Source organism: Streptomyces fulvoviolaceus, from assembly GCF_000718165.1.
Classification (GTDB): Bacteria; Actinomycetota; Actinomycetes; order Streptomycetales; family Streptomycetaceae; genus Streptomyces; species Streptomyces fulvoviolaceus.
Genome location: NZ_JOEY01000058.1, coordinates 1 through 14,748 on the forward strand (window position 1 = coordinate 1; position 14,748 = coordinate 14,748).

Annotated in this window: 13 protein-coding genes and 1 pseudogene; 8 read left to right on the top strand and 6 right to left on the bottom strand. The window is 69.7% G+C overall.

The window, feature by feature from the left end; genetic code table 11:
• Positions 1 to 186, top strand: a pseudogene (locus IG08_RS61835) (IS200/IS605 family accessory protein TnpB-related protein); the annotation flags it as partial.
• 16 nt (positions 187 to 202) lie between these two features.
• On the opposite strand, the gene IG08_RS0143960 reads toward IG08_RS61835, so the two are convergent.
• Complete coding sequence (locus tag IG08_RS0143960; protein ID WP_030617134.1) at positions 203 to 931, bottom strand: SDR family oxidoreductase; 729 nt, start codon at positions 929 to 931, stop codon at positions 203 to 205.
• Between the two features lie 29 nt (positions 932 to 960).
• Positions 961 to 1,626, bottom strand: a complete 666-nt coding sequence (locus tag IG08_RS0143965; RefSeq protein WP_030617137.1) for a nitroreductase — start codon at positions 1,624 to 1,626, stop codon at positions 961 to 963.
• A 147-nt stretch (positions 1,627 to 1,773) separates the two neighbouring features.
• Here IG08_RS0143965 and IG08_RS0143970 point away from each other — a divergent pair, with 147 nt between their 5' ends.
• Positions 1,774 to 2,424, top strand: coding sequence for an FMN-dependent NADH-azoreductase (locus tag IG08_RS0143970; RefSeq protein WP_030617140.1), 651 nt, complete (start codon positions 1,774 to 1,776; stop codon positions 2,422 to 2,424).
• A 63-nt stretch (positions 2,425 to 2,487) separates the two neighbouring features.
• Here the strand turns inward: IG08_RS0143970 and IG08_RS0143975 are convergent, their stop codons facing one another.
• Complete coding sequence (locus IG08_RS0143975; protein ID WP_030617142.1) at positions 2,488 to 2,973, bottom strand: MarR family winged helix-turn-helix transcriptional regulator; 486 nt, start codon at positions 2,971 to 2,973, stop codon at positions 2,488 to 2,490.
• Between the two features lie 135 nt (positions 2,974 to 3,108).
• Here IG08_RS0143975 and IG08_RS0143980 point away from each other — a divergent pair, with 135 nt between their 5' ends.
• From IG08_RS0143980 to IG08_RS0144005, 6 genes are all read left to right on the top strand, one after another.
• Positions 3,109 to 3,987, top strand: a complete 879-nt coding sequence (locus IG08_RS0143980) for a fructosamine kinase family protein (protein ID WP_052425129.1) — start codon at positions 3,109 to 3,111, stop codon at positions 3,985 to 3,987.
• Positions 3,988 to 4,146: 159 nt separating this feature from the next.
• The gene (locus IG08_RS0143985) at positions 4,147 to 4,794 is read left to right on the top strand and encodes a hypothetical protein (protein WP_030617155.1); all 648 of its coding nucleotides are present in this window, start codon (positions 4,147 to 4,149) and stop codon (positions 4,792 to 4,794) included.
• Between the two features lie 64 nt (positions 4,795 to 4,858).
• Entirely contained in the window at positions 4,859 to 5,005 is a 147-nt protein-coding gene (locus tag IG08_RS60870; protein WP_199821041.1) for a hypothetical protein, read from the top strand.
• A 159-nt stretch (positions 5,006 to 5,164) separates the two neighbouring features.
• Entirely contained in the window at positions 5,165 to 5,794 is a 630-nt protein-coding gene (locus IG08_RS0143995; protein WP_043456651.1) for a DUF6629 family protein, read from the top strand.
• 24 nt (positions 5,795 to 5,818) lie between these two features.
• Entirely contained in the window at positions 5,819 to 6,727 is a 909-nt protein-coding gene (locus IG08_RS0144000) for a squalene/phytoene synthase family protein (protein ID WP_030617164.1), read from the top strand.
• A gap of 264 nt (positions 6,728 to 6,991) precedes the next feature.
• Positions 6,992 to 12,202: a family 43 glycosylhydrolase gene (locus IG08_RS0144005; RefSeq protein ID WP_030617167.1), complete on the top strand. Its 5,211-nt coding sequence runs from the start codon at positions 6,992 to 6,994 to the stop codon at positions 12,200 to 12,202.
• 55 nt (positions 12,203 to 12,257) lie between these two features.
• Here IG08_RS0144005 and IG08_RS58000 read toward each other — a convergent pair whose 3' ends face one another.
• The 3 genes from IG08_RS58000 to IG08_RS0144015 all read right to left on the bottom strand — a co-directional run bounded on the left by IG08_RS58000 (position 12,258) and on the right by IG08_RS0144015 (position 14,748).
• Entirely contained in the window at positions 12,258 to 12,485 is a 228-nt protein-coding gene (locus IG08_RS58000; RefSeq protein ID WP_420823315.1) for a hypothetical protein, read from the bottom strand.
• Positions 12,486 to 12,610: 125 nt separating this feature from the next.
• Positions 12,611 to 13,966, bottom strand: coding sequence for an alpha/beta hydrolase (locus tag IG08_RS0144010; RefSeq protein WP_030617171.1), 1,356 nt, complete (start codon positions 13,964 to 13,966; stop codon positions 12,611 to 12,613).
• Positions 13,963 to 14,748 carry a hypothetical protein gene (locus IG08_RS0144015; protein WP_030617173.1) on the bottom strand — a complete coding sequence of 262 codons (786 nt, stop codon included), beginning with the start codon at positions 14,746 to 14,748 and terminating at the stop codon, positions 13,963 to 13,965. The genes IG08_RS0144010 and IG08_RS0144015 overlap by 4 nt, the downstream gene beginning before the upstream one ends.

Here is a 14,748-nt window from a genome sequence, read left to right on the forward strand (position 1 = left end):
ACCGTCCAGGCCGACCGGCGTGCCCTCGGGCGTGAGGGACCCCGCCCCCGCATCCCCGGACCACGGACACGATCCGTGCCGCCGGACCGCGGAGCGAACACGGGCAACCAGAACGCCCAACACCGTTCGGAGCGTTCGGCTGAGCATGAATCCTGGCAACAGGACTCACTCCCGCTCAGTCCTTAGGAACGGTGCGCGTCCTTCAGGAGAGCCAGTCGGCGTAGTGGGTGGGGGCGAGGTGAGCGTCCTTGTCGGTGAGGACGTCACCCTTGACGACGGCGAACATGCCGGCGGTGGGGTCGGTGACGACCGTACGGCTGTCGCCCTTGTGGGACAGGGTGATCCGGCCCAGCTCGTCCAGGGCGAAGACCTCGGGGCCGCCGATGTTGCGCATGCCGTTCAGCGGAGTGCCCGCGGCGACGTCCGTCACCGCCGCGGCCACGTCCTTGGCCGCGATCGGCTGGATCGGCGTGGCGGGCAGCCGGACGGTGTCGCCGTCGGCGGTCCAGGACAGGACGGCGTCGATGAACTCCATGAACTGCGTCGCCCGGACGATCGAGTAGGGGATCGGCCCGGCTGCGAGGAGGTCCTCCTGGAGCACCTTGGCCCGGTAGTAGTCCAGCTCCGCCACCTGGTCCGCGCCGACGATCGAGAGGATGACGAAGTGGCCGACGCCGCCCTTGTGGGCCGCGGCCAGCAGGTTGTCCATCGAGGCCTGGAAGAAGGCCGGGGAGGCTTCGTCGAAGGTCGGGGAGTTCGTCAGGTTGACGACGACGTCGGCTCCCGCCACCGCCTCTTCCAGTCCCTGGCCGCTGATGACGTCGACGCCGGTGGACTGCGAGTGCGGTACCGCCTCCTGTCCTGCGGCGTTCAGGTTCTTGACGACCTGCGACCCGATCAGTCCGGTGCCGCCGATGACTGCGAACTTCATGGCATGCCTTTCGTCAGGATTGTTCGAATCTAACCGTCGATGAAGGTGACCGTCTCGTCGAGCGGAGCCCGGCCCGTGCGGGCGTGACCCACCGAGTCGTCCTCGAACCCGATCGACATGCCACAGAAGAGGAGGAGCTCGTCCGGGGGTGCCAGGACCTCCGCAACGGTCCTGCGGTACTTCGCCCACGCCATCTGCGTGCAGCTGTGCAGCCCTTCGGCGCGGAGCAGCAGCATGACGGTCTGCAGGAACATGCCGACGTCGGACCACTGGGCCGGGCCCAGGTCGCGGTCGATGTAGCAGAACAGCGCGGCGGGCGCGCCGAAGCAGTCCCAGTTCGCGGAAGCGGCCCGCTGGCGCGCCTCCACGTCCTCGCGCGGAATACCGAGTGCGCCGTAGCGCTGCTCGCCGAAGGCGGATCGGCGTTCACGGTACGGGGACTTCAGGGCAGGCGGGTACATCTCGTACTCCGGCTCGTCCCATGGGTCGCCGGCGGTCAGGCGCTCGCCGGCGCGCTTCTTCAGTTCGGCCAGCGGCGCGCCCTTGAGCACGTAGGCGCGCCACGGCTGGATGTTCGATCCGGACGGCGCCCAGGCCGCGGTGGACAGCACACGTTCCAGCGTCTCCCTCGGGACATGCCGGTCGGTGTATCCGCGCACCGCCCGTCGGCTCGTGACCGCCTCATAGACGTCCAAGACCGCCTACCTCCCATGTGCTCGATGCGTCCATCGTCGTTACACTCGAGATAGTATCACTCAATACCATCTCGTGTTTAACTATCACCGAGGGCCAATCCTCACCCCCTGGCTCCCCGCCTCGGGCACTGCTCTTTGGAGAAAGCCATGGCCACGCTGCTGCACATCGACTCGTCCGTACTCCCCGGCGAGGCGTCCTCGTCCCGTTCGGTCGCGGACGCCTTCCGCAAGGCCTGGGAGGAGCAGCACCCGCAGGGCACGGTGATCTACCGCGACCTCGCCGCCGACCCCGTCCCGCACATCACCGCTGTCGCCTGGTCCGCCGGTTTCGCCGCCCCGTCCGAGCGCACCCCGGAACAGTCGGCCGCGTTCGCCGCGCGCGTGCAGCTCATCGAGGAGCTGGAGCAGGCGGACGCCGTCCTGATCGGCGCCCCCATGCACAACTACTCGATCCCCTCGACCCTCAAGGCATGGCTGGACAACGTGCTCCTGCTCGGCCGCACCGCGGGCGAGACGCCCTCCGCCCAGGGCACCCCGGTCGTGGTCGTCGCCAGTCGCGGCGGCTCCTACGCGCCGGGCACGCCGCGCGAGGGCTACGAGTTCGTGCAGAACTACCTCGAGGCCGTCCTCAAGGGCACCCTCGGTCTGGACCTCGACTTCATCGTCCCGGAACTCACCATGGCCCCCCGCAACCCGGCCATGTCCGAACTCATCCCGCTCTACGAGGCCTCCCGCGAGCGCGCCTTCGCGGACGCGGCCACCAAGGCCAAGGAACTCGCGGAGCGCGTCGCCGCGTAGCCTCCGGGCCGCCATGGACACCGTGTGACGCCCCTTCCCCCAGGGCGTCACACGGCTGCGCGCCTACTCCTCGCCGCCTGCAGGATGGGCGAACCGCGTCAGCAGATCCATCAACCGCTCGGGCTCACCGGGCCCCAGTCCGGCAGCCAGACGTTCGGCCAGCGGCTCCGCCGCCACATGAGCCGCGTCGAAGAGCTCGAGTCCCTGCGGCGTGATCTCCACCGCGCGCACCCGCCGGTCCCCCGGAACCGCCTTGCGTACGGCCAGCCCCTTACGCTCCAGGTCGTCGACGACCCGCATGATTCCCGCCTTGTCCGACCCCGTCGCCGTCGCCAGGTCCCGCTGCACCGTGGGCCCTTGGTTGACCAGCACGATCAGCACGGCGAAATGCCGCAGCTCGACGCCGAGCGGCCGGAGCGCCTCCGTCATCACCGTGGCCGCGTGCCAGTGCGCCCGGCGCAGCAGCAGGCCGAGAGCGAAGGGCGATTCATCCCCGGGGCGGTCGGTCGCACGCGGGGCTGTGGTGTGGCGAGGAACGTCGGCGGTCATGAGGTCAGACTACCGCCGTCCGTTCATTCGATACGGTATCGTTTGACACTAGCGGCGACGCGTCATCCGGGAGATCGAAGACCAGAAGATCACCGAGCCGGCAGCCGTTCGATCAGGTCGCGGAGGAACCCCGAAGTGCCGCAGCGAACCGCACCGTCCATTCCTCCGGCCGTTGCCGAATGGCTGCAGGTCACGGGACACGGCAAGGCCACCGACATCGAGCAGTTGCACGGCGGGGCCATCAGTTCCACCACCCGCATCACCGGCTCCTCCGGCACGAGCTGGGTCCTCAAGCAGTCCGCCAACGCCCCCGCCGACCTCTACCGCCGGGAGGCCGAGGGCCTACGGCGTCTCGCCGCGGCCGGAGCCCTGCCCATACCGAAGACGCAGCTGTGCGCAGAGCAGTACCTGCTCCTGGAGGATCGCGGGAGCCACGCCTTCACCCGTGACACCTGGGTACAGCTCGGCCGGGGGCTGGCCCGGCAGCACCAGGTCACGAGCGAGCGTTTCGGTTACGACACCGACAACTACATCGGCCGGATGGTGCAGCGGAATCCCTGGACCGACGACGGCCACGCCTTCTTCGCCGAACACCGGCTGCTGTCCTGGCTGGACGCACCCGCCTGCGCCCAGGCACTGGGCCAGAAGAACCGGGCACGCCTGGAACGCCTCGCGCACCGGCTCCCCGACCTGATCCCGCGGCAGCCCGCCGCGCTGCTCCACGGCGACCTGTGGCACGCCAACATCCTCCCGAGCCACTACGGGCCGCCCTCCCTGTGCGATCCGGCCGTGCATTACGGCTGGCCCGAGGCGGAGCTGAGCATGCTGTACGGATGCGGCCCGGTTCCGGAGGATTTCTCGGCCGCGTATGAGGAGCTCCACCCGCTGGAAGACGGCTGGCGGGATCGGCTGCCCATCCTCCACCTGCGTGAACTCCTCAGCGTGCTGGCGCACTTCGGCGACAACGACGAGACGCTCCACAGGATCACCGAAGTCCTGGACGTCTACACCTGAGCCGGACCCCGGCCCCACCTTAAAGAAACGCTTGCGTTTCGCTCGGGCCCCACGTAACGTATAGGTACGAAACCGTTTCGTATCGATGTGCGCCCCGGCCGCGCCGCACCGGACAGCACCCCCAGTACCGGGCCCGCGGCCCACCCGGGAGAACACGCAATGACAACTCTGCAGCTGCACCCCCGCACCACCGTGCGCGCGGCGGGACTGGTGGACGTACCAGCCGTTGTACGTCTCTTCGCGCCGCCCCCGGCCTCGCCCCGGCTGACCGTGTCGGACCCGGACAGCCCCGCCGTCGACTGGGAGCAGGCTCAGCGCGCCATGCGGCTGATGCTGGCCCACCACGCACTCGAAGAGGGCCAGGTGTGGGTGGCCGAACGCGCGGACGGCGCGCTCCTCTCGGCCGCGATCTGGCTGCCGCCCGACATCGGGACCGGGTCTCCCGACCCACGCATCAGCAGCCTTCTCGCCCGTGAACTCGACATCTCCCTGCCCGAGCGCCCGGTCCTGTCCACGGCGCTGGGGGCAGCCGGACCCGACGCACCGCATTGGACATTGGTCACCGTTTGCGCGCCGGACGACGCGGAAGCCTGCGACCGTACCGTGGTCGCCGAATTGCTGACCACGGGACTGGGCGCCGTGGACGGCGAGGACGCCACCGCCGTCGCGATCACGCTCTCCGCCCACCACGCGAACCAGTTGCGGCCGCTCGGGTTCCGCGGGCCGCGAGAAGTCCCCCTCGTGCCGGGCGCGAGCGTGTGGTTGACGACCCGTCACGGGCGGTCCGGCCGTGCGGACCGCGGCTGAGCCGCCCCACGCAGGGTAGGCGTCATCAGGCAGGCACACGCGCCGGCCCGAGGGAAGGAATCACATGTCAGGCATCCTGGAACGCATCAAGCGGTTCGCGAGGAGCCCGCAGGGGCGACGCACCGTCGAGCAGGCCCGGCGGGCCGCGGCCGATCCCCGACGCCGGGCCCAGGCCCAGCGCCTGATGGGGAGGCTCCGCGGCCGCCGCTGACCTCATCCCACCCCGACGAGTTCGCCCGGCGTCCTCACGACGGTCGTTTTCGTCACCCGGGGTACGGCCGTCGTGTTGCCCGGATCACCGGCGGAGCCGGACGTAGCTTGGTGTGCGGCGTACGCCAGTACACGCGACGGCGAATCCCCTGGTGGCGTGATGTGTTGGAGTGCGACGGCCGATCTCGTGGCGGGCACCGCCATCGCCGGTGTGGGGGTGGCCTGTGTGGCGCGCGTGCGCAGTGGCCGGGACCTTCCGCTTGCCGCACTGCCGCTGCTGCTCGGGACCCATCAGATCGTCGAGGCGGTCGTCTGGGAATCGGGGGGTGGTAGCGGCTCCGCCACCCATGCGTGGGCCGTCATCGCGCTGCCGCTGCTGGCGGTGTGGGTGCCGGCGGGAGTGCTGTGTGCCGCCCCGCCGCACGCCCGGCTCCGGCTGAGCCTCCTGCTCGCCCTCGGAGCCGTGACGGCCTCGATGCTCGCGTACGGGCTCGCCACCGGCCCGGTGACGGCCGATATCCGCGGTCACACGGTCGGCTACGCGTTCACCCTGCCCCACACGTCGCTGCTCATCGCGGGCTACCTCGTGGCGACAGTGGGCTCGTTGCTGCTGTCCGGTGACCGGCGGCTGCTCGTGCTGGGGGTGCTGGTCGCCGTGGGCGGATTGGGCTGTTGGGCTCTGTGGCGGCTGGAGTTCGTCTCGACGTGGTGCGCGTTCGCGGCCATGTGCTCGGTGGTGTTGTTCCGTTGGGTTCTCGCACGGCAACGGGTCTCCAGCGCGGGTCGATGATCTCGTACGCCTACGATGCGGCCCATGAGCGCGTGGAATCAGAGCCTGGCCGCAGCGGGAATCCGTGAGCCGGAGTTGCGGAGTGACTACGACAGCCAGCGGCACCTGGTGACGCGCTTCCGCCGTGGCGCATACCTGGCAGGACGGGTGTTGCTGCCACGGCCGGTGCTGCCCCACGTGGTGGCGGCGACGGCCGTGATGCACCACGGGGACAACCTGCTCGACACCGGACCGAAGGCACAGCGCGAAGCGGCGTGGGCGGACTGGGAGCAGCGAGTACGCAAGGCCCTGGTCACCGGGCTGAGCGATGATCCACTGATCCGCACGCTGCTGCACACCATTGCCGCGTATCCGCGGCTTCGGGCGGTGATGGAGGCGTATCTGGCCACCGCCACAACCGAGTTGGAGTTCGACGGCTTCGCCACGGAAGCCGATTTCCAAGCCTATGTCGATGCCTACTCACTGCCCGCATTCCTGTTGGTCGGCGCGTTGCTGGGACCGGAAGCCGACGACGGACGTTTCCGGGCCGCGTGCCGCACGCTCATGGAGGGCAGCCAGCGGCTGGACTTCGTCAACGACCTGGCCGAGGACCTGAGGGAGGGGCGGCTGGGCATCCCCGAGGACACACTGGAACGCTTCTCGGTCACGTGGGAGGACCTGGCGGCAGGCCGTGAGACAGCGGGCGTCCGGAAGTTGGTGGAGGACCAGGTCGAGACGGCCCGCACCGCGTTGCAGGCGGCCAAGAGGCTGCCCGCCCTCGCCCCTGCCCCCAACAGGGCACTGCTCGGGGCGTTGATCGAGATCGAGCTCCTGACCGCGGACGCCGCACTGGCGCGGGGCGCCACGTTGCTGCGTGGCTCGGCGACGCCACCCTTGGTCGGCACGGTGCGGCTGCTGCTGGGCGCCCGCCGACGGGCACGCAAGGAGCGCTGATCAGCTCGCCCTGCCGCTGCTGGCAGGGAAGCCTCCCGCGCTCCGACCGTTGGGTGAACAGCACAGCAGACCAGCAGGTCGTTCGACCTGTCGGACATTGTTCGAAACCTCTTGACGCTGCACCGCACCCCGTTTGACACTCTCGCAACACGACGTCACACAGCCGAAATGACGGGCGCCCTTGGCCGAGGCGCCCGTTCTCGGCCCACTCCCCCTTGCCTTGCCACGTCCCCCGTCAGCCATGCCTCAGCAGGGAAACCCCACATGACGTACATCGCACGTCCGCGCAGCCGCGCGAGACGCTGGGCGGGCCGTCTCGCCGGCCTGACCGCCGCGTCGCTGTTCCTGGGCCTCGCCGCACCTGTCGTCCCCGCGCAGGCGGCGGACACCGCGGACGTCACCGATGGGCTGGCCCTCTGGTACAAACTCGACGGCGCCTCCGGCAGCACCGTCACCGACGCCTCCGGCAACGGCCGCGACGGCACGGTGAACGGGACCGCCGGCTGGTCGGACACCGGGCAGGGGCTCGCCTTCAACGGCTCCGACACCTACGTCAAGGTGCCGGACGACGTCATGAAGGGCATGGACGCGATCACCGTCTCGACGGACGTGCTGATCGACTCCGCCCAGAGCACGCCGTACTTCGTCTACGGCTTCGGCAACTCCAGCGGGAGCAGCGGGAACGGGTACCTGTTCACCACCGGCAACTCCCTGCGCACCTCGATCGCGACCGGCAACTGGTCGACTGAGCAGACCACCAAGCCCGCCGACTCGCACAACCTGACCCGCGCGGTGTGGAAGCACCTCACCTACACCCAGACCGGCACCACGGGTGTGCTGTACGAGGACGGCGTCGAGGTCGCCCGCAACACGGCGGTCACCATCACGCCCGGCGACATCGGCTCGGGCGCCACCACCGCCAACTACATAGGCAAGTCGGTCTACTCCGGCGACAAGCTCTTCAAGGGCAGCATCCGCGACTTCCGGGTCTACGACCGGGCCCTGGACTCCTCCGAGGTCGAGCAGCTGGCCCTCCCGGTCGCCACGCAGGGCGTCGCCGACGACAAGGAGGCGCTGAGCCTCGGCGACACCAGCGCGGTCACGGCCGACCTGGACCTGCCGAAGACCGGGACGGCCGGCGGGTCCACGATCAGCTGGGCCAGCGACAACGCCTCCGTGGTGTCGGACAGCGGCAAGGTCACCCGCCCCGCCGCCGGTGAACCGGACGGCCACGCCACGCTCACGGCGACCCTGACGAAGGGCACCGTGACCGCCACCAAGACCTTCGACGTCACGGTGCTGCCCGACTTCGACGACGAGACGGCCACCGACCAGGCCGCCCAGGCCCTCACCGTCCACAACCTCGACGACGTGCGCGGCAACCTGACCCTCCCGGCGACCGGTTCGTACGACACGGAGGTCGCCTGGACCTCGGCGAACCCGGACGTCGTCTCCGCCGAGGGCGTGGTCCACCGCCCCGCGCACGGCGACGGCACCACGACCGTCGAGCTGACCGCGACCGTCACCAAGGGTGACGCGAAGACGACCCGCGCCTTCACCGCGAAGGTCCCCGAACTCCCCCAGCAGGAAGCCCTCAAGGGCTATATGTTCAGCTACTTCACCGGCGAGGGCACCTCGGACGGCGAGCAGCTCTACGCCGCGCTCAGCAAGGGCAACGACCCGCTCAAGTGGCGGGAGTTGAACGACGGCAAGCCGGTCCTGACCTCCACGCTCGGCGAGAAGGGCCTGCGCGACCCGTTCATCATCCGCTCCCCCGAGGGCGACAAGTTCTACCAGATCGCCACCGACCTGAGGATCTACGGCAACGGCGACTGGGACGCCTCGCAGCGCACCGGCAGCAAGTCCATCATGGTCTGGGAGTCCACCGACCTGGTGAACTGGACCAACCAGCGCCTGGTCAAGGTCTCCCCCGACAGCGCGGGCAACACCTGGGCGCCGGAGGCGTTCTACGACGCGCAGCTCGGCGAGTACGTGGTCTTCTGGGCGTCGAAGCTGTACGACAACGAGGCCCACTCCGGCGACACGTACAACCGCATGATGTACGCGACGACCCGTGACTTCTACACCTTCAGCGAGCCCAAGGTCTGGGTCGACCGCGGCTACTCGGTCATCGACTCCACGGTCATCCAGCACGACGGCACGTACTTCCGCCTCTCCAAGGACGAGCGGAACAACACCTCCTCCACGCCCAACAGCAAGTTCATCTTCGAGGAGAAGAGCGACTCGCTCCGCAACCTCTCCTGGACCTCGGTCGCCGAGGGCATCGGCAAGGGTGAGATGAGCGCGGCCGAGGGCCCGTTGGTGTTCAAGTCGAACACCGAGGAGAAGTGGTACGCGTTCCTCGACGAGTTCGGCGGTCGCGGCTACATCCCCTTCGAGACGACGGATCTGGCCTCCGGGGTCTGGACCCCGTCCACCGGCTACGACCTGCCGTCCAAGCCCCGGCACGGCACGGTGCTCCCGGTCACCCAGGCCGAGTACGACCGGCTGCTGAAGACGTACCAGCCGGACCAGATCATCACGGGCGTCGAGGACGTCAAGGTCGAGACGCGCATCGGCCAGGCCCCGGTCCTGCCTGCCACCGTCATCGCCGAGTCCGCGGACGGTGTGAAGCGGCCCGTCGCCGTCACCTGGGAGGACGTGGCCGAATCGCAGTACGCGCAGGCCGGCACCTTCCCGGTGAAGGGTGACCTGGCGGGCGACTCCGCGATCGACGTCAGCGCCGAGGTCACGGTCTCCGCCGAGGGCCCGGACGTCCCGGCCGACCTGCTCCTGCACTACGACTTCGACGAGACCGGCGGCAGCATCGCCCGCGACTCCAGCGGCCACGGCTACCACGGCACCTACGTCCGTACGCCCGACTTCGGCACCGGTGTCGAGGGCGGCTCGTTCAAGATGTCCGGCGGCAACAGCAGCTCCAGCTCGCCGTACGTCAAGATCCCGGGCGGCGTGCTGAAGGACACGAACAGCGTCACCGTCTCCACGTACGTCAAGTGGAAGGGCGGCGACAACTTCCAGTGGCTGTTCGGACTCGGCCCGGACAGCAACAAGTACCTGTTCGCCACCCCGTCCAACGGCGCCGGCAAGCTGTTCTCCGCGATCACCAAGGCCACCTGGTCCGGCGAGAAGCAGATGATCGGCGGCTCCCGGCTCACCGCCGGCGAGTGGCAGCACCTCACGGTCACCCTGGACGGCGCGACCGAGACGGCGATCCTCTACGTGGACGGCGCCGAGGCGGCCCGGGTCAACGGGGTCACCGTCAAGCCGTCCGAGCTGTACGACTCGGCGAAGGACTACTCCGGCTACATCGGCAAGTCCCTCTACTCCCCCGACCCGTACTTCGGTGGCGAGGTCGACGACTTCCGGATCTACAACCGGGCCCTGACGCCCGCCGAGGTCCTGGAGATCAGCGGCAACACCACCGGGATCGCGGGGGCGACCCACCCGGCGCTGAAGACCGACGCGATCATCACCGACAAGAGCAGCAAGATCGTCCTGCCGCTCACCCCGGGCAGTGATGTCACCGCCCTGGCACCGGAGTTCACCCTCGCCCACGGCGCGAGCATCAGCCCCGCCTCCGGCACCCTGCGCGACTTCACCAAGCCGGTGACATACGAGGTCACGGGGTCGGACGGCAAGAAGCGCACCTGGACGGTCTCGGCGGCGGTCATGAAGAGCCCGGTCCTGCCCGGTCTCAACGCCGACCCGAACGTGGTCCGCTTCGGCGACACCTTCTACATCTACCCGACCACCGACGGCTTCGAGGGCTGGAGCGGCACGCAGTTCAAGGCGTACTCCTCCAAGGACCTGGTCCACTGGACCGACCACGGCGTCATCCTGGACCTGGGTCCGGACGTCTCCTGGGCGGACAGCAGGGCCTGGGCGCCGGCCATGGAGGAGCGGAACGGCAAGTACTACTTCTACTTCTGCGCCGACGCGAACATCGGTGTCGCGGTCTCCGACTCACCCACCGGCCCGTTCACGGACGCGCTCGGCAAGCCGCTGCTGAAGGCCGGTGACCACACGGGCCAGATGATCGACCCGGCCGTCTTCACCGACGACGACGGCACGTCGTACCTGTACTGGGGCAACGGCCGCGCCTACGTGGTCCCGCTCAACGACGACATGGTCTCCTTCGACGCCTCGAAGGTCACCGACATCACGCCGAGCAACTACAACGAGGGCTCCTTCGTCATCAAGCGCAAGGGCACCTACTACTTCATGTGGTCGGAGAACGACACACGTGACGAGAACTACCAGGTCGCCTACGCCACCGGCTCCTCGCCCACCGGTCCCTGGACCAAGCAGGGCGTGATCCTGGAGAAGGACCTCTCGCTCGGCATCAAGGGCCCCGGCCACCACTCGGTGGTCCACGTCCCGAACACCGACGACTGGTACATCGTCTACCACCGCTTCGCCATCCCCGGCGGTGACGGCATGCACCGCGAAACCACCATCGACAAGCTGGAGTTCGACGCCGACGGTCTCATCAAGAAGGTCGTCCCGACACTGACGAGCATCGACCCGGTCACCATCGTCCACGCCGGCCCCGACGCGGACGGCACCGAGGGCGACGCGATCCAGCTGAACGGCACGCTCTCCGGAGCGGGCAGCCCGAAGTGGACGGCCGAGGAAGGGGCGCCCTGCACCTTCGCCGACGCCGGAGCGGCGAAGACCACGGTCACCTGCACCGACGACGGCACCTACGAGGTCACCCTGACCGGCAGCCGCAGCAGCGACACGGCGACCGTCGAGGTCGCCAACGCGGCGCCGGCCCTCACGTCCGCCACAGGGCCGAAGTCCCCGGTCGCGGTGGGCAAGCGGGCGGTCGTCACGGCCGAGTTCACCGACCCGGGCACGAGCGACACCCACACCTGTGCGGTCGACTGGAAGGACGGCACGGAGCCGACCGACGGCACGGTCACCGGCACCGGCTGCGAGGCCGAACACACCTACACCAAGGCGGGCATCCGTCACCCGGTGATCACCCTCACCGACGACGACGGCGCCTCGGACAGCGAGACGCTCCCCGAGCTGATCGTCTACGACCGCTCCGCCGGGCCCGCACTCGGCACCGGCGTCTTCACCTCCCCGGCCGGTGCCTTTCCCGCCAAGCCGGACCTGACCGGCAAGGCCGCCTTCTCCTTCACCGCCTCCTACCCGAAGGGGGCAACGCTTCCCGTCGGAAACGTGTCCTTCGACTTCGGTCCGGCGAAGCTGAAGTTCCGCTCGACCGGCTCCGACTGGCTCGTGGTCACCGGCTCCCAGGCCGTGTACCAGGGATCCGGCACGGTCAACGGCACCGGCGGCTACGGCTTCCGTGTCACCGCCGCCGACACCCCGGACACCTTCCGCATCAAGATCTGGAAGAAGTCCGGCGGAGAGGTCGTCTTCGACAACATCACCAGCCCCAAGCTCACCGGCATCGTGACGATCGGCGATCGCCGACGGTGAACTGGGTTATGTAGACAGTGACTTGACCCCTGGGGGCGGATACCGCCACCAGGGGTCAAGTCATCCCTGCACCACGTCCTGGACGTACGGCACCAGCCGTACCGGGCCGCATGAGCCCGTATGCCTGGCGGGCAGAGACGCCGAAGACGGCCCGCTGGGAGACCCTGAGGCGGTTGATGAGCGGGGTCGCCACCTCGACCTCGATCACGTTGGCGCCACGCCGTAGGTGTCCGCCCAGGTCGACGACCGGGTGGAGGCGGTCGGCGGGGGCCGGCCGGGTCACCGTCGACGGCACCCGGCGAGTGCTGTCCGCGCCGGTCTACAGCTGACCTCACCTTCGGGGGAATAGCCCGACCCGTCATCGGCGGGGCATCCGTGCGATGCCCCGCCGATGCCTGTCGACACTCGTCACCGCAGTCCGGTGAGGAACGGTGCGAGGGTGTGGGTCAGGGTGTTGTGCCGGGCGGCGGCGAACAGCGGGTCGAGATGGTTCATCCCGTCGTCCGTCTCGTATCTCCCGTAAGGGATACGGGAGTTGGCCGCGACCTCGCGGGCGGACGACACGATCGTCCCCTTGGCGTAGCTCGTCTCGAAGGCGTAGAGCGGAACGTCCAGGTCCGCGGCGTGCCGCAGTCGCAGCCCCAGTGAGCGGGCCAGGTCGGTGTCGGCGTAGGGATCGACGACGTCGAGGTCCACCGACAACCGGGACGGCCAGTACCACTCCCACACGGCCGGCTCCGGGCCACCCGCGTACGCCGTGGCGACCCGGCTGATGGGGGTGATGCCCGTGTCGACCCAGCCGCGCACGTCGCCGCTGTCGGCGAGGTGCCCCGAGTGGACGCTGATGTCATTCGGCCAGCCGAATCCGGTGTCCACCAAGGTGCCCAGCAGCCCGGCGTTGGTGACGGGATACGGCGGTCGCAGCGCTTCGGGCATCCGGGGCTGGAGGACCGAGCGGCCGTCCGGGTCGTGGCGTGCGTACCAGCCGGCGAGCTGGTACCAGATCTGTGTGCTCTCCGCCCGGGCGCCCAGCCCGACTCCGCTCAGGGTCATGTCGAAGACCGCCCCGTCGCCGATGGCCGCCAGCCGCTCCCGGACCTCCTCCGGTGCGTTGTGCACCGGCTGCCCGGTTCCCTCGAACGCCCCGCGCACGCCACCGTCGACGAGGACGAGCGCGGTGAGGTCCCGGTGGCCGGGGCGGCCGTCGAAGTCCCAGGCGGCGTAGGCCATCGCGGTGGTGGCGCCCCAGGAATGGCCGCCGAGCACCACCCGCCGCCGGCCGCCGCGGGCCGCGGCCTGGACGACCGTGCGCAGGTCCTCCACGGTGCGGGCAAGGCCCCAACGGGCGGCGAAGGCGGACGCTGCGGGGTCCTGCGTGCGGTAGTGGCCGTCCAGGTAGTAGGCGGCCGGATCCGCGGTGGTGAAGCCCGAGCGGTCGGCCAGGTTCTCCTCGCGTCGGTCGAACGCCCACACCTGCACACCGGGCACGGCCCGGACGAGGTCCCGGGCGAGCAGCCGGAAGTCGCCCGCGGCCCCGAACATCCCCGGCACCAGCACCATCACGGTGTGCGCCGTGTCCGGACCGACCCGGAGCACGTGGACCCGGTCCGATCCTGCCGGACCACCCCCGCCGGACACCGCCAGCGGCACGTACGGCTCGCGATCCCGCCCGGCGGCGACAACCGGACCGACCGGCAGGGACGTGAGGGCGAGCCCGCCGACGAGCCCGCCCAGCACCGCCCTGCGGGGCAGGCCTCCCGTCATGAGGCGCACCCGCCCACCCGCTCGGTGCTCAGCGCCACGTCGTCCATGCGGACGTCGTACGACGACGGCGTGGGGTCGGACTGGTACAACTGCCAGCCCAGCTTGAGTGTGTCGAAGCGCGGGAAGACGAAGTCGTCGGCCGTACCGCCGTGTTCCTTCGTGGACACCGTCAACTCGGGCTGTTCCTCGCCGTCCAGGTAGACGGTGACCCGGTTGTCACTCGCGTCGAGGTGGAACTCGACGCACTGCCATGTCGCGGCCGTGGCGGGAGCGGAGGTCTTCCAGGCGGTCCAGTCCCCGGTGGGGCCCAGGTCGGAGCCGACTCCCCAGAAGTTGGCCTGCGAGGTGGGCACGTACTGGCCGCCCAACGGGCGTACCAGCGTGGGGACATCGGAACCGGAGGCCTCCGCGAGAGTCCAGTGCGCCCAGTCCGGGGCCGTGGGGAAGTCGTCCACGCGCAGCCGCAACCGGGCCCAGAAACTGTTGCCGGGAGGCGCGAGGTCGGACAGCGCGAGGAAGGCCCGGCCGTTGCCCTCGGTGTGGAGCCGTAGTTCGCGGCCGTGGCCGGCGGTGCTGGGTTCGACGGTCAGCGAACCGTCGGCGGTGTCGGCGGTCCAGCCGCGGCCCGCGGTCACCGGGCCGAGAGGGAGGCGGTCGAAGCTTTCCCTGAAGAGGGTTGTGTGCGGTGTCGGGTTGGGGGTGGCGGAGGCGGTGGGGGGTATCGCGAGCAGGGCGGCCGATGTGGCTAACAGAGCGGCGGCGATCTTCCTCGTGCGCGTCAT

What these genes read in the sequence shown, in the direction of transcription:
- IG08_RS0143960 (WP_030617134.1), bottom strand. Translation starts at nt 931, where the DNA reads ATGAAGTTCGCAGTCATCGGCGGCACCGGACTGATCGGGTCGCAGGTC.
- IG08_RS0143970 (WP_030617140.1), top strand. Translation starts at nt 1,774, where the DNA reads ATGGCCACGCTGCTGCACATCGACTCGTCCGTACTCCCCGGCGAGGCG.
- IG08_RS0143975 (WP_030617142.1), bottom strand. Translation starts at nt 2,973, where the DNA reads ATGACCGCCGACGTTCCTCGCCACACCACAGCCCCGCGTGCGACCGAC.
- IG08_RS0143985 (WP_030617155.1), top strand. Translation starts at nt 4,147, where the DNA reads ATGACAACTCTGCAGCTGCACCCCCGCACCACCGTGCGCGCGGCGGGA.
- IG08_RS60870 (WP_199821041.1), top strand. Translation starts at nt 4,859, where the DNA reads ATGTCAGGCATCCTGGAACGCATCAAGCGGTTCGCGAGGAGCCCGCAG.
- IG08_RS0143995 (WP_043456651.1), top strand. Translation starts at nt 5,165, where the DNA reads ATGTGTTGGAGTGCGACGGCCGATCTCGTGGCGGGCACCGCCATCGCC.
- IG08_RS0144000 (WP_030617164.1), top strand. Translation starts at nt 5,819, where the DNA reads ATGAGCGCGTGGAATCAGAGCCTGGCCGCAGCGGGAATCCGTGAGCCG.
- IG08_RS0144005 (WP_030617167.1), top strand. Translation starts at nt 6,992, where the DNA reads ATGACGTACATCGCACGTCCGCGCAGCCGCGCGAGACGCTGGGCGGGC.
- IG08_RS0144010 (WP_030617171.1), bottom strand. Translation starts at nt 13,966, where the DNA reads ATGACGGGAGGCCTGCCCCGCAGGGCGGTGCTGGGCGGGCTCGTCGGC.
- IG08_RS0144015 (WP_030617173.1), bottom strand. Translation starts at nt 14,748, where the DNA reads ATGACGCGCACGAGGAAGATCGCCGCCGCTCTGTTAGCCACATCGGCC.